Source organism: Klebsiella oxytoca, from assembly GCF_009707385.1.
GTDB lineage: Bacteria > Pseudomonadota > Gammaproteobacteria > Enterobacterales > Enterobacteriaceae > Klebsiella > Klebsiella oxytoca_C.
The window spans coordinates 2,722,446-2,741,533 of sequence record NZ_CP046115.1; the positions used below are offsets into that span (position 1 = coordinate 2,722,446).

17 protein-coding genes and 2 pseudogenes are annotated in these 19,088 nt (G+C 51.0%); 5 read left to right on the forward strand and 14 right to left on the reverse strand.

Features of this window, described 5'->3' with window-relative positions:
• Positions 1-116: 116 nt before the first annotated feature.
• Positions 117-644 carry a GNAT family N-acetyltransferase gene (locus GJ746_RS12575; RefSeq protein WP_154680503.1) on the reverse strand — a complete coding sequence of 176 codons (528 nt, stop codon included), beginning with the start codon at positions 642-644 and terminating at the stop codon, positions 117-119.
• Positions 645-790: 146 nt separating this feature from the next.
• On the opposite strand from GJ746_RS12575, the gene treZ reads away from it, so the two are divergent.
• From treZ to glgX, 3 genes are read left to right on the forward strand one after another with little or no spacing between them, the layout of a single operon-like run.
• Positions 791-2,578 (forward strand): malto-oligosyltrehalose trehalohydrolase, encoded by a 1,788-nt coding sequence (gene treZ, locus GJ746_RS12580; RefSeq protein WP_154680504.1) that lies wholly within the window; start codon positions 791-793, stop codon positions 2,576-2,578.
• Positions 2,575-5,115, forward strand: a complete 2,541-nt coding sequence (treY, locus tag GJ746_RS12585; protein ID WP_154680505.1) for a malto-oligosyltrehalose synthase — start codon at positions 2,575-2,577, stop codon at positions 5,113-5,115. Before treZ ends, treY begins: the two co-directional genes overlap by 4 nt.
• Positions 5,116-5,117: 2 nt before the next feature.
• On the forward strand, positions 5,118-7,193 hold the full coding sequence (glgX, locus tag GJ746_RS12590) for a glycogen debranching protein GlgX (protein WP_154680506.1): 2,076 nt from the start codon (positions 5,118-5,120) through the stop codon (positions 7,191-7,193).
• Positions 7,194-7,368: 175 nt separating this feature from the next.
• Here glgX and GJ746_RS12595 read toward each other — a convergent pair whose 3' ends face one another.
• The 3 genes and pseudogenes from GJ746_RS12595 to GJ746_RS12600 form a co-directional block, all read right to left on the reverse strand.
• Positions 7,369-7,770 carry a VOC family protein gene (locus tag GJ746_RS12595; protein WP_154680507.1) on the reverse strand — a complete coding sequence of 134 codons (402 nt, stop codon included), beginning with the start codon at positions 7,768-7,770 and terminating at the stop codon, positions 7,369-7,371.
• Positions 7,771-7,853: 83 nt separating this feature from the next.
• Positions 7,854-8,145: pseudogene (locus tag GJ746_RS25625) on the reverse strand (Rpn family recombination-promoting nuclease/putative transposase); the annotation flags it as partial.
• A 134-nt stretch (positions 8,146-8,279) separates the two neighbouring features.
• Positions 8,280-8,531 carry a DUF1471 domain-containing protein gene (locus tag GJ746_RS12600; RefSeq protein WP_154680508.1) on the reverse strand — a complete coding sequence of 84 codons (252 nt, stop codon included), beginning with the start codon at positions 8,529-8,531 and terminating at the stop codon, positions 8,280-8,282.
• A 312-nt stretch (positions 8,532-8,843) separates the two neighbouring features.
• Between GJ746_RS12600 and GJ746_RS12605 the strand changes: the two genes are divergently transcribed.
• Complete coding sequence (locus tag GJ746_RS12605) at positions 8,844-9,737, forward strand: LysR family transcriptional regulator (RefSeq protein WP_154680509.1); 894 nt, start codon at positions 8,844-8,846, stop codon at positions 9,735-9,737.
• Positions 9,738-9,761: 24 nt separating this feature from the next.
• Here GJ746_RS12605 and GJ746_RS12610 read toward each other — a convergent pair whose 3' ends face one another.
• From GJ746_RS12610 to GJ746_RS12650, 9 genes are all read right to left on the reverse strand, one after another.
• A complete protein-coding gene (locus GJ746_RS12610) occupies positions 9,762-10,751 on the reverse strand; it encodes an aldo/keto reductase (RefSeq protein WP_154680510.1) in 990 nt (329 codons plus the stop codon).
• Between the two features lie 26 nt (positions 10,752-10,777).
• Complete coding sequence (locus tag GJ746_RS12615; protein WP_154680511.1) at positions 10,778-11,629, reverse strand: aldo/keto reductase; 852 nt, start codon at positions 11,627-11,629, stop codon at positions 10,778-10,780.
• Between the two features lie 189 nt (positions 11,630-11,818).
• Complete coding sequence (locus tag GJ746_RS25505; protein ID WP_264766549.1) at positions 11,819-11,947, reverse strand: hypothetical protein; 129 nt, start codon at positions 11,945-11,947, stop codon at positions 11,819-11,821.
• A 68-nt stretch (positions 11,948-12,015) separates the two neighbouring features.
• A complete protein-coding gene (locus GJ746_RS12625) occupies positions 12,016-12,807 on the reverse strand; it encodes a carboxymuconolactone decarboxylase family protein (protein ID WP_154680512.1) in 792 nt (263 codons plus the stop codon).
• Positions 12,785-13,264, reverse strand: a complete 480-nt coding sequence (locus tag GJ746_RS12630; RefSeq protein WP_154680513.1) for a cupin domain-containing protein — start codon at positions 13,262-13,264, stop codon at positions 12,785-12,787. The genes GJ746_RS12625 and GJ746_RS12630 overlap by 23 nt, the downstream gene beginning before the upstream one ends.
• 97 nt (positions 13,265-13,361) lie before the next feature.
• Positions 13,362-14,018 (reverse strand): DUF4405 domain-containing protein, encoded by a 657-nt coding sequence (locus tag GJ746_RS12635; protein WP_154680514.1) that lies wholly within the window; start codon positions 14,016-14,018, stop codon positions 13,362-13,364.
• Between the two features lie 51 nt (positions 14,019-14,069).
• On the reverse strand, positions 14,070-14,726 hold the full coding sequence (locus GJ746_RS12640) for a flavodoxin (RefSeq protein ID WP_154680515.1): 657 nt from the start codon (positions 14,724-14,726) through the stop codon (positions 14,070-14,072).
• A gap of 60 nt (positions 14,727-14,786) precedes the next feature.
• The gene (locus GJ746_RS12645; RefSeq protein ID WP_154680516.1) at positions 14,787-16,256 is read right to left on the reverse strand and encodes a heavy metal sensor histidine kinase; all 1,470 of its coding nucleotides are present in this window, start codon (positions 16,254-16,256) and stop codon (positions 14,787-14,789) included.
• A gap of 15 nt (positions 16,257-16,271) precedes the next feature.
• Positions 16,272-16,952 carry a heavy metal response regulator transcription factor gene (locus tag GJ746_RS12650; protein WP_154680517.1) on the reverse strand — a complete coding sequence of 227 codons (681 nt, stop codon included), beginning with the start codon at positions 16,950-16,952 and terminating at the stop codon, positions 16,272-16,274.
• Positions 16,953-17,330: 378 nt separating this feature from the next.
• Here GJ746_RS12650 and GJ746_RS12655 point away from each other — a divergent pair, with 378 nt between their 5' ends.
• Positions 17,331-18,356: an alpha/beta hydrolase gene (locus GJ746_RS12655; RefSeq protein WP_227852806.1), complete on the forward strand. Its 1,026-nt coding sequence runs from the start codon at positions 17,331-17,333 to the stop codon at positions 18,354-18,356.
• 526 nt (positions 18,357-18,882) lie between these two features.
• Here the strand turns inward: GJ746_RS12655 and GJ746_RS12660 are convergent.
• Positions 18,883-19,063 (reverse strand): annotated as a pseudogene (locus GJ746_RS12660) (aldo/keto reductase); the annotation flags it as partial.
• Positions 19,064-19,088: the final 25 nt, after the last annotated feature.

Below are 19,088 nucleotides of genomic sequence, written 5' to 3' on the forward strand. Positions count from 1 at the left end.
ACCGGCCTCCTTCATAAGTGAAACTTAAGATTAGTCACTCATCGCGTTCAGGTGAGCAAAAATTTATAAACTAAGAATAATTAACGGCGTAAAACCAGGAATTATTTACCCGGGGATCAGGTCAACATGTAATACCAGAACAGCGCAATTTCATCTTTTTCCGCTAATGCGTTATAGAGATAGCGGTCGTAACCGCCAAGCGTAAACCCATAATTTCTGTAAAAGAGACAGGCAGGAACATTGACGTTTTGCGTCTCCAGCTTTAATCCCGCCGCGTTCATACTGCGGGCCCAGATATGGGCTGCAGCCATTAGCTTGTTGGCCGCGCCGGTTCTGCGTTTTGAACTTTCAATGGCGATGTAATCAACGGAAATAAATTTGTTCCAGCTGAGCGATGCCGTGATAAACCCTGCAATTTGCGCATCTTCGGTCTCGGCAATCAGAAATATGGCATCCGGATTAAGGCAATGATTCTCCAGGGTCTGGATATCAAGCGCATAGCTTTTAATGTATGAGCTGTCTAACGCTTCGATTTGCAGGTCATTATTTATAAATGGACCACTGAGGATATGACTGACGGTGAAGGAAAAATCACAATATTCCAGCCGTGCGAGGTCGGTATTTAATCCTTTACGAATGTGCATAGCTTTCCTTGTTTTTTAGCGTTTTATTAATGATAGACAACGTCGTTAAAATTAACAGCCGCAGCGCCAACAGCACACTCGACGAAACCTGGTCTAATCTTATATTTCACGCAGCGTTATCTGAACAGGTCTTTTAAGGACATTGAATGGAATCCATATCGTTTCAAAAGCATTGGGGATCGGAGTTCATTTCTGCAGATACTGTCCGTTTTCGCCTGTGGGCGGAAGGGCAGAATACGATGACACTGAGTCTACGGGATCGGGACATTATCATGGAGGCCGTAGGGGACGGCTGGTTCCAGATTGACGTTGCTGGCCTGAAGCATGGTGATGAATACCGCTTTCGTTTAGCTGATGGCACCTGCATTCCCGATCCGGCGGCGCGCGCGCAGCGCGATGATGTTAATGGCCCTTCGCTGATCATCGACCCCAGAGTTTATCAACCGATCCACCGTGACTGGAAAGGCCGCCCGTGGGAAGAAACCGTTATCTATGAACTTCATCCCGGTACTTTTACCCCAGAAGGGACTTTCCAGGCCGCCATTGAAAAGCTGCCTTATCTGGCCGAACTGGGAATCACGCAGATAGAGGTGATGCCGGTTGCGCAGTTTGGCGGTTCGCGCGGCTGGGGTTACGACGGCGTATTACTTTATGCGCCGCACTCGGCTTATGGCTCACCGGCGGATTTTCACGCATTTATTGATGCCGCCCATGGGCTGGGGCTTTCAGTGGTTCTTGATATCGTTCTGAATCATTTTGGCCCGGAAGGTAACTATCTGCCTTTGCTCTCGCCGGCTTTTTTCCATCAGCAGCGGATGACGCCGTGGGGCAATGCTATCGCCTATGAAACCGCAGCCGTGCGGCAATATATTAGCGAAGCGCCGCTGTTCTGGCTTACTGAGTATCATCTTGACGGGCTACGGTTTGACGCTATCGACCAGATTGAGGATCGTTCAGCCAGACATGTGCTGATAGAAATAGCCGAAAACATCCGCAGAGCGATTCCCGACCGTCATATCCACCTTACTACCGAAGATAGTCGTAACGTGATATTCCTGCATCCGCGCGATGAAAATGGACGCACTCCGCTCTTTACCGCCGAGTGGAATGATGATTTCCATAACGCAGTTCACGTTTTCGCGACCGGCGAAACGCATGGGTATTATCAGGACTTTGCGCATCAGCCCGCCAAAAATGCAGCGAAAGCGCTGGCCGAAGGATTCGTCTACCAGGGGGAGATCTCTCCCCAGACGGGACAATCTCGCGGCGTAAAGTGTTCAGAGCAGCCCCCGCAGTTTTTTGTCGATTTTATCCAGAATCACGACCAGACCGGCAATCGAGCCCAGGGAGAAAGGCTCATTTCTCTTGCCGGGGCGGAGAAAACGCGGGTTTTGCTCGCCGCTTTACTGTTGTCTCCCCACATTCCCTTGCTGTTCATGGGGGAAGAGTATGGTGAGACGAATCCGTTTCTATTTTTTACCGATTTTAAGGGCGAGCTTGCGAAGGCCGTACGGGAAGGGCGTGCAAAAGAGTTTGCCGGACATACAGGGCATGATGAATCCGTCCCGGATCCGAATGATCCAGACACCTTTATCCGCTCTAAGCTCGACTGGCAACAAGCGGCAAGCGAGGAGGGGAAGTCGTGGCTGCGCTTTACGCGCGACCTGCTGCGGCTGCGCCATCGCTATATCGTCCCTCTACTCACCGAAGGCGGCCCCGTCGAGAGCCGAATTCTGCATACCGATCCGCAAACGCTGGCCGTGAGCTGGCTATTTCCGGGCGCTACGCTGTCTGTGGCGCTGAATATCGGCGACAAATCTTTTGCGATACCGGATGTACCGGGAGAGGTCATTTTTAGCTGGCCGGAGCGGCGCGATGCGTTAACGGCAGACAGTATTGTTGTTCGTTTTGCTAATGGAGAAGCATCATCATGATCCCTTCCGCTACTTATCGTATTCAGTTCCGCAATGGGATGACTTTCGATCGCGCCGCGACGCTGGTGCCGTATCTTAAAGCACTCGGAATCAGTCATCTTTACGCCTCGCCGATTTTTACGGCAACCACCGGTTCTACCCATGGTTATGACATTACCGATCCTAACGAAATCGACCCGGCTATTGGCGGGCGCGAAGGGTTCGATCGTCTGGTGACGGCATTGCGTAGTGCGCAGATAGGACTAATTCTGGATATTGTTCCCAACCATATGGCGACTTCTCTGGAGAATCGCTGGTGGCGGGACGTGATTGAACATGGCAAGAACAGCGCCTGGGCGAACTATTTCGATATCGACTGGACGCGGCCTCTCACGCTGCCGTTTCTCGGCGATACTTTTGAGGCGGAACTGGAAAGCGGGGCGCTCGAACTAAAGCGCGATCCTGCCACGGGCAAAGCGGCATTCGTTTACTATGATCAGGCTTACCCTCTTAATCCTGAAAGCATAGCGGGCTGTGAGCAACTGCTAACATTTCCCGATCGGCAGGCAATCACCGCACTGCACGAAGCGCAAAGCTGGCGGTTGATGTGCTGGCGGGAAGCGCCCAGACAGCTCTCCTGGCGGCGTTTTTTTGAAGTGATGGGTTTGATCGGCGTAAAAGTCGAAGATGAGTCGGTATTTGAAGAGACGCATCGGCTTATTCTGGCGCTGGTACATGCAGGCATCGTTGATGGATTGCGAATCGATCATATCGATGGTCTTGCCGATCCGTTGGGTTATCTACAGCGCCTGCGTCAGGCGACCGGGCCAGATTGCTATATAACGGTTGAAAAAATCCTCGCTAAAGGGGAGCAGCTGCCTGCCAGCTGGCCGGTTTCCGGCACGACGGGATATGAGTTTATCGCTTCGCTGGCGGAAGTGCTGGTGGATGATAATAACCTCGAGCTGCTGCAGCAGGTTCATGACGACGCGCTTGGCGCAACGGTCGATCGCCATCAAGAACTGCGCGATGCTAAAGGGCTGATGACGGACCGCAATTTTGAGGGCGAGTTTACTACCTTGCTGCATCTGGCCTGCGAACTGGCACAGCGTAACGGTTTTGAGGTTGAGCACGAGTCGCTTCGGCATGCTTTGCGAGAATTATTGATCGCTTTTCCGGTGTATCGCACCTATGGCACCAGAGAAGGGCTAACGCCCGATGATATTACGCTTTTAAATAAAGTCGTTGATCGTGTTAATTCTCTGGATCATAAATCCGACCCCGCTGCTCTTGGTGCCATTATCGATATTCTGACCGGCGAGCTGGAAGAGACCAGTCTGGAGAGCGCTTCATTATTCAGAACCCGTTTTCAGCAGCTGACCGGTCCCTTAATGGCTAAATCAGTTGAAGATACGCTGTTCTTTCGTCATAACCTGGATCTGGCCTTGAACGAAGTCGGGGCCGATCCTACTCCCCGCGCTTTTTCACTGTCTCGTTTTCACCAGGAGATGCGCATTCGGCTTGCCCGTCAGCCCGATGCGCTGCTGGGAACCTCGACCCACGATACTAAACGAGGTGAGGATGCCCGCGCCCGTCTGTATACCTTAACGGAAGCGCCGCAGCTGTGGGCATCGAACCTCGCCCGCTGGCGCCAGATGAACCAAACCCTGGTGCGCTTTTTAAACGACGGGACGGCCCCCAACGCGGCGGATACATGGATGCTTTATCAGGCGCTGGCCGGCGTGTGGCCCGCGGCGCTGTTGCCGGACGATACCGCCGGGCTGAAATCACTGGAAGAGCGTTTTCTGGGGTTTGTGGAAAAAGCGTTGCGTGAGGCCAAGCAAAGAACCGACTGGATCGACAGCAATGAAAGCTATGAAAGCGTTGTTCTCAACTATGCGCAACAGCTTCTCTCTGCGGAAAATCAGCTGTTTTTAAATGATTTTTATACATCGCTGCAGCCGTTTATCCGCGCAGGATTGGTGAACAGCCTTAGCCAGACGGTCATAAAGCTGACCGCACCCGGGGTACCGGATATATACCAGGGAAGCGAAGGACTGAACTTTAGCCTTGTCGATCCGGATAACCGACGAGAGCCTGACTTTAAAACCCTTGCACAAAATCTCAATTCAGGAAATCCGACGCTATTTTTGCATGAACAGCCATGGCGTGACGGGCGCTTGAAACAGTACGTCACCGCCACTTTTTTACGTCTTCGACAGCAGCACGCGGCGCTCTTTCAGTATGGTGACTGGGTTCCGTTAAAAGTCTCTGGTGAAAGGGAGGATAATCTCATCGCCTATGCCCGTATCAATCAGGAGAAGGGGCTGATTGTGGTTGTTCCTCGCCTGGTGTTTGACGTCGCGGCGCATGGACTGTCTGAGTCTTCAGCAAAATTATGGGGCAATACGGCGGTATCGATACCCGAGGAGCTGGCTGGAAGATATTTTCACGATGTTTTCACTGGCGAAGGTCGTCTGCTTGAAGAGGCGCTCGATCTGACGACAGAAGCAGGGTGGTTATTGACGCTTATTAGCGGTGAGGAAAGTGGAGAATGACGATGCCAAAGGAAGAAACTTTTGAAATACGTCCTGGTCACGGCCAGCAGCTGGGGGCCAATTTTGACGGGAAAGGCGTAAACTTCGCGCTGTTCTCAGCGCACGCTGAACGCGTAGAGCTGTGTTTATTCGATCCTTCCGGGAAAACGGAAATCGCGAGGCTTGAACTGCCAGAATATACCCACGAAATCTGGCATGGCTATGTACCCGATCTACAGCCAGGAGCGCTATACGGCTATCGCGTTTATGGTCCTTACGATCCGCAAAACGGGCATCGCTTTAATCCGAATAAATTACTTATCGATCCCTACGCGCGCGAGCTGGTCGGCGATATTGAGTGGAACGACGCCCATTTTGGCTATGAGCTGGGGCATGAGGAGAAAGACCTTAGCTTCGATACCCGCGATAGCGCTGCGTTTACCCCCAAATGCAAGGTCATCGACCCGGATGCTTTCAGCTGGCAGGGGGAGAAGCGTCCTGATGTATCATGGCCTGAGACGGTAATTTATGAAGCCCACGTGAAAGGTTTTACCCAGCTAAATCCTGCTCTTCCGCCTGAACTACGCGGCACCTATGAGGGGATGGGTCATCACGCTTCAGTGGATTACATCAAAAGTCTGGGCATCACTTCCGTTGAACTCCTTCCCGTGCACTGGTTTCCAGACGACCAGCATCTGCTGGATCGAGGGCTGAAAAACTTCTGGGGTTACAATACGCTGGGCTTCTTTGCTCCCGCCTCCCGTTACTATGGCCCCTCGGGGATTGAAGGGTTCCGCAACATGGTTCGTGCTTTTCATGACGCAGGCATCGAAGTGATTCTCGATGTCGTTTATAACCATACTGCAGAAGGCAATGAACTGGGGCCCACGCTTTCATTCAAAGGAATAGATAACTACTCCTATTACCGGACGATGCCGGATGCGCATCGTTATTACATTAACGATACCGGAACCGGCAATACGGTTAATACTTCGCATCCGCGCGTGCTGCAAATGATCATGGATTCGCTGCGCTATTGGGCTCAGGCCATGCACGTTGACGGCTTTCGCTTTGACCTTGGGACAATTCTCGGTCGCGAGCCGGAAGGGTTCGATCCGCGAGGCGGCTTTTTTGATGCGATAACCCAGGATCCCGTTTTGTCGAAACTCAAACTGATTGGTGAACCCTGGGATATTGGACCCGGCGGCTATCAGGTTGGGGGCTTTCCGCCAGGCTGGGGAGAGTGGAACGACAAGTACCGTGATACGGTTCGGGAATACTGGAAAGGCGATAACGTTGCCACCGATTTTGCCGCCCGATTACTGGGATCGGGGGATCTGTATGATTTGCGCGGCCGTCGCCCGTGGGCCAGCGTTAATTTTATTACTGCCCATGACGGTTTCACGTTAAACGATCTGGTCTCGTATAACGAAAAACACAATGAAGCAAACGGTGAGGACAACAACGACGGACATAATGATAACCGGTCATGCAATTATGGCGAAGAAGGACCGAGCGAGAACCCGGATATCGTCACCGTGCGTGAACGCCAGAAGCGTAATTTTCTCACTACGCTGCTTTTCTCCCACGGTACGCCGATGCTGCTGGCCGGCGATGAGTTTGGTCGTTCGCAGCAGGGTAATAATAATGGTTACTGCCAGGATAGTGAGATTTCATGGATAAACTGGGAATCGCTGTCGGAACAGGACAAAACCCTGCGTAATTTTGCGCAGCAGTTGCTTGCTCTGCGTGCAGAACAACCGCTTTTACGCCGTGAAAGCTGGCGTGACGGGCTCGAGATACGCTGGTTTAACGCCGGTGGCGGTTTGCAACAGTCTGAACAATGGGATGAAGGCTCAACGCTGGGCGTGGCTATCAGTCGCGCCGATCTGGAAAAAGAGGAGGGGATCTGGCATGACGTGCTGATGTTGTTTAATCCCTTTGAGGGCGCGGTACCGTTCCGGATTCCGCAGTTTGGCGAAGGCGGCTGGGTTCTTGAGCTATCGACCTCTGAAGAAAAAACTGACCGCATAGTCATTACTGAAGCCATTGATTTTGTTCTGGCGGGACGCAGCATTGCGTTATTCAGACGACCTTGAGTCATTTTGCTTTTTATGTAGTTACCCTCTGCTTTTCGCGAAATGGGCGATAGGCGAAAGGTTATAAAAAAGGGGCTTTTGCCCCTGTTTTATATGCGCTCAATAAATCAAAGACAGGCTTCAGAAACGGCGTAGCTATCCTCGAACAATTAACACCGTTCTTTAATTATATGTATTACTTTGTTGTAGCTAGCGGGGTAAATAACTCAATCAAGTTTTCCTCCGGATCGTACAGATGAACCACACGCATGCCCCATTCTGGCATATCCATTGGCTTGTTAATGAATTTAATTCCTTTTGTTAAGTATGCCTGATAGCGTTCATCGACATTATTCACCTCAAAAGAAATCATTGATTTTTCACGATATCCTGTAGGGAGCGTTTTTTCGGTATTTCCAACAACCGGTGCCATCATGTCGGAGGTAAATAGGGCGAAGCCTTCTATTCCTTCAGCTACTTTGAAGCTGGCATAGCAATCTTCAATATCCCAGACGGCTTCCAAACCAAGCTGCTGGGTGTAGAAGTCAAAACATTCACGGTAATTTGTGACTAATAGCCTTACGTTGCTGAATTTCATATTGGTTTCCTGATAGACATCTGTGTTTTATTTAGACAATAAAAGACCAACAGGCGAGCGGTGAAGCATGCCGTGCCAGTTCGTGCTTTGACGTCGGATGTTTCGTTAGTCTGACTAATAGTGTACCTGCGATATTACCTGCGAAAAGATATCCGGCCTGCAAAATGAGTGCCGGCCGGTCAACCATTTCTGTCTGGTCTCATTGATGAATATGTTTCTGAAGCAGAGTCAGGGCGGCTATACTGTGATGGGTAGCAATTTCATCATCCGGAATGACTGCCGGGAAAGCACAGCTGTAGAGTTTGCCACCAGTTCCAAAGCGTCAAACTCATCCAGCCACAGGGACGGACTGCGCTTATCGGTAAAGAACAGAATCGATTATCTTCAGCGGTTTATGTAAATTTGAATCAATCCATTGGGTTATCTCATTGATGTTGTCTTCTATTCTGAACATAGATCGACGCTCACTATAAGAGGGCCGTTAAACATCCTTTTCGAGATGCTAATAATTACTTATAGATTTCAGCAACCCCGTGCAGTCGGTTATTCCCCGTGGTTGACAGAATTTTGAATGACGTTGCTCCTTGCTCATCAGCCTTACGAGAAAGAACATCCGATAACTCATCAAGCGTATAGGCATTGCTGGCTGAGACTACCCCCATCTTTTCTTTCCCATCAGCCTGGTTAATTTCCTGAGCAGCAGAGGCGGCATTCACTGCAATAAACCCCATGACCAATGTAGTAATAAGTAGTGCTTTCATATTTAATACCTCTTTTAAAATCTATGTTTGAAACTGAACTCGAATCAGGGGAACTATCCTCCTCTGTAAAATCAAATATACAGACCTAAGCTGTCATAAGGCTGACCGCGATATGACAAAATTGTCAGGATTGTTGATTGGTTAATTTTTTGAATTTTCATGACAAACCTTCTGATAATTCAGACTGATTTTCGATACGGTCAGAATATCAATTATTATTATTGTCAGTAATCGGGCTAAAATGGTTGTGTCTATGAACCCCCTTCATGAACGTGTGATGAAGGGCGTTCCTCCATCATAAGGAAATCGCCGATGCTCAAAGAAAACTTCAACGAACTGCAAATCTTTCTTGTTGTGGCAAGGGAGCGAAGTTTTACCAAAGCAGCGGGTAAACTGGGCGTTTCTCAGTCTGCACTCAGCCACGCGATGAAGACACTCGAGGAAAGGCTGAATATCCGCCTTCTGACGCGCACGACCCGAAGCGTAGCCCCTACAGAGGCCGGTGAGAGAATTATTGCCTGCCTTGAACCGCGTATTGCCGATCTGGAGCAGGAGCTGGAATCGCTTGTTCAACTGAACGGCACCGCCTCAGGTAATATCCGTTTATCTGCCGGGGAGCATGCCGCGCGAAGTCTGGTATGGCCGAAGCTAAAACCCTTCCTCAGGGAATATCCGGAAATTAATCTCGAACTGGTGGTTGATAACGGTTTTGTCGATATTGTTGAGGGGCGTTTTGATGCCGGGATCCGCCTGGGCGAAAGCGTGGATAAGGACATGATTGCGGTACGAATAGGGCCGGACATGAGAATGGCCGTAGTGGGGGCACCATCTTATTTCGCTACAAACCCTGTACCTGAAACGCCGCACGAGCTACAAAATCATCGCTGTATCAATATGCGCCTGCCGACAGCCGGTGGACTTTACCACTGGGAGTTTGAGAAGGAAGGGAAACCGTTGCGGGTCAGAGTGGAAGGGCAGGTCACGTTTAATCTGCAGGCGGAAAGGATTGATGCTGCGTTATCCGGTTTTGGCATTGCCTGTATACCTGAAGATAGGGTGCAGGATTATATAAAGTCAGGAGAGCTTATTCAGGTTTTGCAGGACTGGTGCCCATCTTTCCCCGGATATTATCTTTACTACCCTAGCCGTAAGCAGCATCCGCCTGCTTTTGCGCTAATGATCGATGCACTTCGCTACCAGGAATAACGGGTCCGTAGACCCGTTCGGGTATTAACGACCCACGCGAGCCTGGTGCTCAGGAGAGTAACGTTCACCGACGATTTTAATGGTTTCAAGCGCCTGGGTTATCTGCCGAGAGTCAGCCTGCGAAAGAATGATGTCGGCAGCCCCCAGGTTTTCCTCCAGCCGGTGTCGTTTGGTGGTACCCGGGATAGGAACAATCCACGGCTTTTGTGCCAGCAGCCATGCCAGAGCTATTTGCGCAGACGTCACGCCTTTCTCTGCCGCCAGTTCACCCAGCAAGGAGACCAGCTTTTCATTGGCTTCAATCGCCTGTTCGGCGAAACGCGGCACGGTACTGCGATAATCATCTTTCCCAAAAGTGGTTCCAGGCTTAATCGATCCCGTCAGGAAGCCTTTGCCTAATGGGCTGAAGGGCACAAAACCAATACCCAGTTCCTCCAGTAACGGCAGGATCTCCTGCTCAGGCTCGCGCCACCACATGGAGTATTCGCTTTGCAGCGCCGTGACAGATTGTACGGCATGCGCACGACGAATGGTTTGCGCACCCGCTTCGGACAGACCGAAATGTTTAACTTTGCCTTCAGCGATCAGGTCCTTCACTGTTCCCGCAACATCTTCAATAGGGACATCCGGGTCGACACGGTGTTGGTACAGAAGATCAATGACATCAGTCTTAAGACGGCGTAATGATCCTTCCACCGCTTCACGGATATGCTCCGGACGGCTGTTTAAAATCTGCTGCTTGTTGTCGTCGCCAAAAGTAAAACCAAACTTAGTGGCGATGACCACGCGGTCACGAAATGGTTTTAAGGCTTCACCGACCACCTCTTCATTAAGAAAGGGGCCATACACTTCGGCGGTATCGAAGAAGGTGACGCCACGTTCAACCGCAGCGCGAATGAGCTCGATAGCCTGTCGGGTATCGGTCGCCGGGCCGTAGCCGTGGCTTAAGCCCATGCAGCCGAGCCCAAGTGCGGAGACTTCGAGTCGGGATTTACCCAGATAACGTTTTTGCATTGAATGAATACCTCTTTTATCGCGACTTAAACATCAAGTTTGCGGCCAGTCAGCCATTCCACCATCGCCGGGTCGCGGTGTGAGAAGAAGGCGCTGGTCGCGGTGTCGAGGGCGGCAATCTGCAGCATATCTTCAGGGCTGAGTTCAAAATCGAGAATATTGATGTTCTCTTCCATGCGTTCTTTGCGCACCGATTTCGCCAGTGAAACGATGCCTCGCTGGAAGATCCAGCGCAGCACAACCTGGCCCACGCTTTTGCCGTACTTCTGCCCAATTGTCGTTAGAACGGGATGCTGGAACAGGCCATTTTTACCCTCAGCAAATGGCGCCCAGGCTTCCGGCTGAATACCGCGGCTTTGATTCCATGGAACGGCATGCAGCTGCTGATTGAAGGGGTTAACTTCAATCTGGTTTACCACAGGGGCCACTTTGTTGAAGGCGATAAGATCGGCCAGTCGGTCAGGATGGAAGTTGCTGACGCCGATAGCGCGAATTTTGCCTGCCTGCTGCAGTTCTTCCATGGCACGCCAGGCCCCATGGACATCGCCGTAAGGCTGGTGAATCAGGTACAGGTCAACGTAATCCAGCTGCAGCCGATTCAGAGAACGTTCGAACTGGGCTTTAGCACCTTCGTAATTGGTATCCTGTAGCCACAGTTTGGTCGTTACAAAAAGTTCGTTACGGGCGATACCGCTCTGTTTCAGAGCGTTCCCGACCTGGGTTTCATTCTGGTAAGACGCGGCGGTATCGATCAGGCGGTATCCCGTATCGATGGCATCAATAACGGCTCTTTCGCATTCAGCGGGATCAGATATCTGAAACACACCAAAGCCCAGCAGGGGCATTTCAATACCGTTGTTCAGTTTTACAGTTTGCATGACGTTATCCTTCAGCTGTTGTCCAGGAAAAGCATAACGCAAAGTGATTTATTCGATTAGGTGGGGTAATTAGCTAGGGTTTATTAGATGTGTTCATTAATTGAGAAAAGCTGATGGTCAGCTTTTTGTTCCAAAAGATGAGATTGTTCACATAATACTCTAGTACTCATTATCCACCTCCCATCCGAGCTACACGATCTCGTAGCGTGAGATATCTACGACGCTATTTTTCAGGCTACGGTGAATGACGCCCGCAATGACTAGTGTATTTCCGCTGCGGGAAAAGTACGCCACCAGAACACGGCTTTTATCCTGCACGTTTGCGGTTCCGGTGGCTGTCGAGCCCAGGGAGACGTCCGCCAGCGTCAGCCCGACAAGCGCGGCGATTAATCTTCTTCGAGCTCCATAACAAACTCCTGATTGTTTGCGAGCGCCTGCTGCAGAGCCTTTTCAGCTCGCGTTGCTGCATCACTTTCGCCATGTTCACGCAGAACCTGTGCCAGCTGACGCAACTGCGCTGCCGTCAGGCCGACCCGCATGCTGGCTCGCGTATGCGACAGCAGTTGTGATTCGACGCCCGGCGTGGCCGCTAATGCGCCAACCGTTGCCAGCTCGCGGCTTTGCCAGTCGAGGTTATCGCGGGCGAAAATGTCGCCGAAAAGGTGCGTTTGTAGGAACTGGTTAATGACCGGGGCAAAATCAAACAGCGGACCCTGGACGAGAGCGCCTGAGATTTTCGTCTGGTTTGCGGTACCGACACGGCGAAGCTCATCCCCAACAGGGATCGGGGCAACCGGCTCTTTACCCTCAACGTCTTCGATGCCACGTTGTTTACGAGCTTCGGCAACCTTCATCAGTTCACTCAGCGCATTCAGGCTTCGGGGGAAGCCCGTGTAGGCATAAAGCTGGACGAGAATCTCTTTGGTTTCGTTTATCGTGAGCCCGGCATCCAGTCCCTGATTGAGGGCTGCATTCAGCTTATCCATCTGGCTGCTGGCCATCGATGCCGCAATCAACGGGATGGCCTGCTGGCGGGCTGACAACGTATCTGAAACCGTTTGTTCGTGGTTCATTTCTGAGGCTCCTTTACTGACGGGCACAGCATGTGCCGAGTGACCAAAACCAAAGGTCAGCAATAGCGCTGCCGTTAATGCCTTAATGGGCGTGGTATTGTTCATCGGTCACTTTCTCCATCCAGTCAACGTTTTTGCCATCCACAATCCCGGTTATTGCCATATGCGTCATCGCACTGCCGGGGGCTGCCCCATGCCAGTGTTTGACGCCAGCCGGGCAAGAGACAACGTCACCGGCGCGGATAACCTGCACCGGCTGACCTTCTTGTTGGGTGAGTCCAACACCTGAGGTCACAATCAGCCTCTGACCTGCTGGATGTGTATGCCAGGCGGAACGAGCACCAGGTTCAAAGGTGACATAAGCCCCGGATACAGGGATGTCTTTATCTGGCTTGAAGAGAGGATCAACCCGGACGCGACCGCTAAAGTTCTCGGCGGGCCCATATACTGCGTTCTGACTTCCTGCGGGGGCGATATGGACAGCGGGATTATGCTCCGCTGCCCAGGATGAAAATGTGAAGAGGGGCAGTAACAGCCCGAGATAACGTAAATGTCTAATCATGCAAAGCGTCCTTATCTACGATGATGGGGAGTATCTGCAATGATTCTAATCAGTGTGACATGTCGTCAGACTGACGCCAGCCTGACAATTCTGTCAGTTAACCTCTATGTGGTGACACCGCTTTGCATTTTCTAAAAATAAAAGACCAAAGCAAAAAGCGCGTCATTAATGCAAATAAAACAATAATGGCCAGATAGCGCAGATAAAAAAGAAGGGCAGATTCATCGTAATCGAAAAAGGAGAAATCGACCTTCATCAACAAATAATCGAGATAGTCCTGGCTCAGTAATCCGTACAATCCCAGTAGTGCGATGAGCGAAAAAACACCCGGCATAATAACATTTGCAACGTGTGAGTCGCCGGAGATGTTCAGGAACCGGCAGAAAAACGTGGCCAGCATTTTCCAGTGCAACCCGATATGCAGCGCCAGAATGAGCATTCCCCAATGGACCGACGTCATGTGTACTTTTCTCACCCAGTTCGCCGGGTTGTGGAACGGTAGCGCCAGAAGAATATGCCGGGACAGCATCATGCCAGAGACAATAGCGGTCAGGATGACAACGAAAGTCACTGCGTTAATGACCCTGTTAACTATCTGCATCGTTAACGGAATATTCGGCGACAGTGACCACAAGCGATGGCGGTTAAGGTATAAATGCAACATGATGAGCAGCGTAAAAATAATCCCCGCCCATTCATGTACGATTTCACCGTGAAGATGGAACCCCATCAGTACCAGCAGAAGTAACGCCATCAGCGTATCCTGCATGACCTGGAAAATATAAATTTTCTTCATGTCGATGGCTTAACGCTGTGGCTGGACTTGTTTTACCCATTGCTCAATCTGCACGGGTACGTCAGGACCTGAAACATCATTGCGCGAGATCGAGAGTGCACGAGTGACTAATCTGGCCTGCGGCTGCATACGGGCTATTTGTCGCAGGGAATCGGCTAACCGGCTGCCGCCGTGGGTGGTAAAGGGAATGACTGTTTTACCGGCAAAGTCATTTTGCTCAAAGAGGCTATATATCACCATTGGCATGGTATACCACCAGATGGGATAGCCAACGTAAATGGTGTCGTAATCGCTAAGATCGGGCAGAGGTGTTTTTAGTGATGGCCTGGCGTTAGTTTGCTGTTCCTTTTCGGCAACGCGTAACAGTGCATCATGCTGGCGAGGGTAGGGGGTAGCGGTTTCAATGCGAAACAGGTCACCGAGAGTCTGCTTCTGAATCAGTTGCGCAACAAACTGCGTGCTCCCTGTCTCCGGCGTGTATTTTTGTAATACGCTGGCCCCGGAAAAACCGTCTACGGCATCGGGCTTCATTTCTTCGGGCTGGGAAAACCAGATAATAAGCGTGCGGAACGGTGTGGATGAATTCTCTGCGGCGAACGTGGGCTGTCCCAGAAGCCCCATGACTATTATCGCCAGAAACCCGCTAAATACTTTTTTTATTCTCACTGTTTTCTTCCTTCAATCAGCAGTGGTTTTAGCAGGTATTCTGGCGCAGTTAGCCTGACATCAGACTGACGGCTCTCTGACAATTTTGTCAGCACGTCTGGCGCACTGGCGTCCCGATTTTGTTTCTGATATCGGTCTTTCTGGACGCATAGCATCTGGCTGTTTAGCAAACGTCAGCCCAAAGGTATTGATACCGTTCTCACTACGGGCAAAAACATCTCCCCGGTGCATAATGGCGACGGCGCGTACGATCGACAGGCCCAGCCCATGATGGGTATCACTCCTGGCCCGGGAGGTGTCAACGCGATAAAAGCGCTCGAAAAGCCGGTGTAAGTGCTCTGCCGCTATCGGTTCGCCTGGGTTAGAAACTTCAACACATGCCTGATGATCTTTTTCGCTTAAGCGAACCGTAATCGTGCTATTGGACGGCGAATGTCTTGCGCTATTTTCCAGTAAATTTGCCAGTGAGCGGTGGAACAGTCGCCGGTCGATGTGCGCGGTGACGTCGCCTTCCATATCCAGAGAAAGCTGTTTTTCAGCAAAAGAGGGTTCCACATACTCCGCTGTTTTCAGGGTTTCTTCTCGTAGGGACACCTGGGTAAGCTGGGAAGCATGTTCACCCGCGTGGGCATGGGACAGGAACAGCATGTCGTTAACGATAGACGTCATACGTTCAAGTTCTTCCAGATTGGAACCCAATAATTCTTCCAGTTCATCATGCGAGCGTCGGCGTGAGAGACCTAGCTGCGTCTGGCCGATAAGGTTAGTCAGCGGGGTACGGAGTTCATGCGCGACATCGGCATTAAAGCTGTCGAGCTGACGCCAGGCGATTTCCTGACGCTCTAACACGCCATTAAATGATGATGCCAGTTGCTGCAGTTCTTCGGGCAAAGCGCGGGTATTCAGGCGCTGGCCATGGTCTCCCGGTGCGAGATGCCGGGCCTCTTTACTAAGTGCTCCAACGGGACGAAGACCGATCCTTGATACGATGTGTCCCAGCAGGGCGACAATCACGACGCCCAGTGCGGCTATGACAAGCAGCGTCCGAGTGAAGGCATTCAGTGTGCCCATGTACGGTGTGGAGTCGATGGCAACTATATAGCGTAGCTCAGGTCTTTCACCGTTAGCGGGGATCGTTTTCACTAACAGAAACAGTGAGCATGCCCCTTCTGATGCCCCGGGTACTTTATTAAAGCCCTCCAGCAATGAAGACCACTGAACGCCCACCGGCGGGGCACCCCCCATGCTAAAGCGTGGATTATCGCTCACTATCCAGTAGCGAACGCGCTCACCTTCAGAATTGGTTAATACGGTAAATTTATTGGCAAGCGTTGACCAGCCGTCAGCTGAGGTTCGTGCAGTGATCCACGGGCTCATTAATGATTCCCGGAATAAAAGCTCGTTGTGCATTTGCTTTTGCAAAGAGTCATGCAAGGAGCTTCTGAGCAGGATACCGATAACGGACACAATCAGCAGCGCGGATAAGGCAAACATCAGCGCCAGATGAACGGAGATGGAACGTTTAGGCATGCTTATCCCCTTCATTTATTCGGGCCGGACTTCGAGGACATACCCCATGCCGCGAACGGTATGTAACAGTTTGACGTCGAACGGCGCATCCACTTTGGCTCGCAGGCGTTTAATGGCCACTTCAACCACGTTGGCATCGCTGTCGAAATTCATGTCCCATATCTGCTCAGCTATCATCATCTTTGACAGAATCTCTCCCTGATGCCGGGCCAGAAGGCTCAACAGGGAAAACTCTTTCGCGGTCAGCTCCAGTCTCGTTCCTGCGCGAAATACGCGGCGAGCCAGCAGGTCGAGATGTAGATCATGAATTTGCAACTGAGTGATGTCCGCGCCATCCGAAGAGCGGCGACGCACCAGCGCCTGAATACGCGCTACCAGTTCAATAAGCGAAAAGGGCTTGGGCAGATAATCATCCGCGCCAAGACGCAGCCCTTTAACACGCTCGTCGACCGAGCCGCGGGCCGAGAGCATCAGCACCGGCGTCTGTTTGGTTGCTCGCACACCTTCAAGTACCCGGTAACCATCCATCCCGGGCAGCATTACATCCAGTATTATCGCGTCGTAGTCGAACTCCAGCGCGTAATGAAGACCTTCTGCTCCGTCTGCAGAGACATCTACCATAAATCCGGATTCACTCAACGCACGATTGAGATAGGTTGACGTTTTTTCTTCATCTTCGATTAACAACAGGCGCATAACGGGACTTCCTCTTAATGAGATGATTGGCTCGCCGCCGATACGTGGGGAATCAGCGAGGCGGCGGCCAATAGCTTGCGTCGCTGTGGCCTTGTTGGGTCATTCTGGCTTTTCATTGATCGCTCCTTTTCTCTGAAAATTGAACGTGAATCTCATCTAAGTGAGACCATTCTGCCTCCGGATTGCCAACATAAAGCTGACGGTTACCTGACAGCAATGTCAGAAATGCGTTCCCATCCCAGTCTGTTTCCTGACAAAAATGTTATTTTCCTGTCACGATGTTGACAGTCCTCTCCGCCTAATCTGAGCCTGCAAATTCCTGTATAGCCAGGCCGACACTCATCGGGAGAGACCATGAAATTCACGCTTATTAGTGCAATGCTACTCACGGCAATGGCCGGAGTGACCTCAGTCAATGCGGCTGATTACAAGCAAAACCCTTTCACGCTAGCCTATGACGGTGCCATCACTGAGAACATCAACGGTAAGGTCAACATTCATCCGGTGAAGTACGATCTGCATGGCATCCAGATTGCTGCGAATGTCTATACCCCTGCTAACTACGATCCCGCCAAAAAATACCCTGCCGTGGTGGTCGCACATCCTAATGGCGGCGTGAAAGAACAGGTCGCCGGGTTGTATGCTCAGCGTCTTGCCGAGCAGGGCTACATCACGATTACCGCCGATGCGGCGTATCAGGGCGCTAGCGGTGGGATGCCCCGCAGCGTGGATAAACCCGCTAATCGCATCGAGGATATCCACGGCATGGCTGACTACATCAGCCAGTATCCTGGTGTCGATACCGCCCGCCTCGGTCTGCTTGGCATTTGCGGTGGCGGCGGCTATTCACTGGTTGCTGCCGAGACGGACAAACGGTTTAAATCGATTGCAACCATCAGCATGTTTAATTCAGGCCTTGTGCGCCGTAACGGTATGCAGGATTCACAGCTGGATACTATCCAGCAGCGTCTTCAGCAGGCTTCTGACGCACGTGCTCAGGAAGCAGCCGGAGGAGAAGTGCTTTACTCCGGCGATGCCAACCTGACGGACGAACAGATTGCTAAATTACCTTTTGCCTTATATCGCCAGGGCTACGAGTACTACTGGAAAACTCACTCTCACCCGAACTCCACGTTTAAATACACCACCAACAGTCTGCTGGATTTGATGAGCTTTGACGTAACGGACCATATCAATCTCATCAATAAACCGCTGCTGATGATTGCCGGTACAAAAGCGGATACGCTCTATATGACTAAAGATGCGTTCGCGAAAACCACCGGTACGAAGGACAAAGAACTCTTCCTGATCGATGGTGCTACCCATATCGAGACTTATTGGGTTCCTGAGTACGTTGACAAGGCTTTGCAAAAGTTAAACGTCTTCTTCGATAAGAATATTTAATTAGCCTTCGATGACGCCCGGCCGCGCAGGCTGGGGGATGTCCATCAGCTGTAGTCACTTGCTGCCGCATTTCACATTAAGTATTCACGCGATAGACCAAGATTAAAGAAGTTGCGATTAAAGATAATTACGCTGCTTAAATAGACGCTATGAATGGAATTCATAAACCTAATGCATCCATTAAGAATAATCGTGTAGGAATCTGAATATTTTCAATCCATTCACGTTGTTATTTTATGAAGTGAAGGGGAGGGGGTTTAGATGATTATCCCCTGGAAATACCGCTATCAGTTGAATAAACCTTCAAATGTGAAGCCGTCATCATAACCATTATCTTCTGGCAAGTGGTAGGTTTTAGTTTGCGAAACGTATGTTCCTCGGGGAGCTAACTTCATATCTGAATGTTTCGTACATTCGGAGGGCTCTGGTTACTAACCCAACAAACCGCTTGGTATATCTTAATGGAACTTTGCTGGTCACTGGCCAGCCACCTAAAGCACGAAGTTGTTCAATTGCGGATAGGAACAGCCAGCAGCCATGCCAGAGCGATTTGTGCAGACGTAACTCCTTTCTCTGCCGCCAGTTCACCCAGCAAGGAGACCAGCTTTTCATTGGCTTCAATCGCCTGTTCGGCGAAACGCGGCACGGTACTGCGATAATCATCTTTCCCCTGGCTTAATCGGTCCCGCCAGGAAGCCTTTGCCTAATATCCTTGCACGAATACCATAGTCT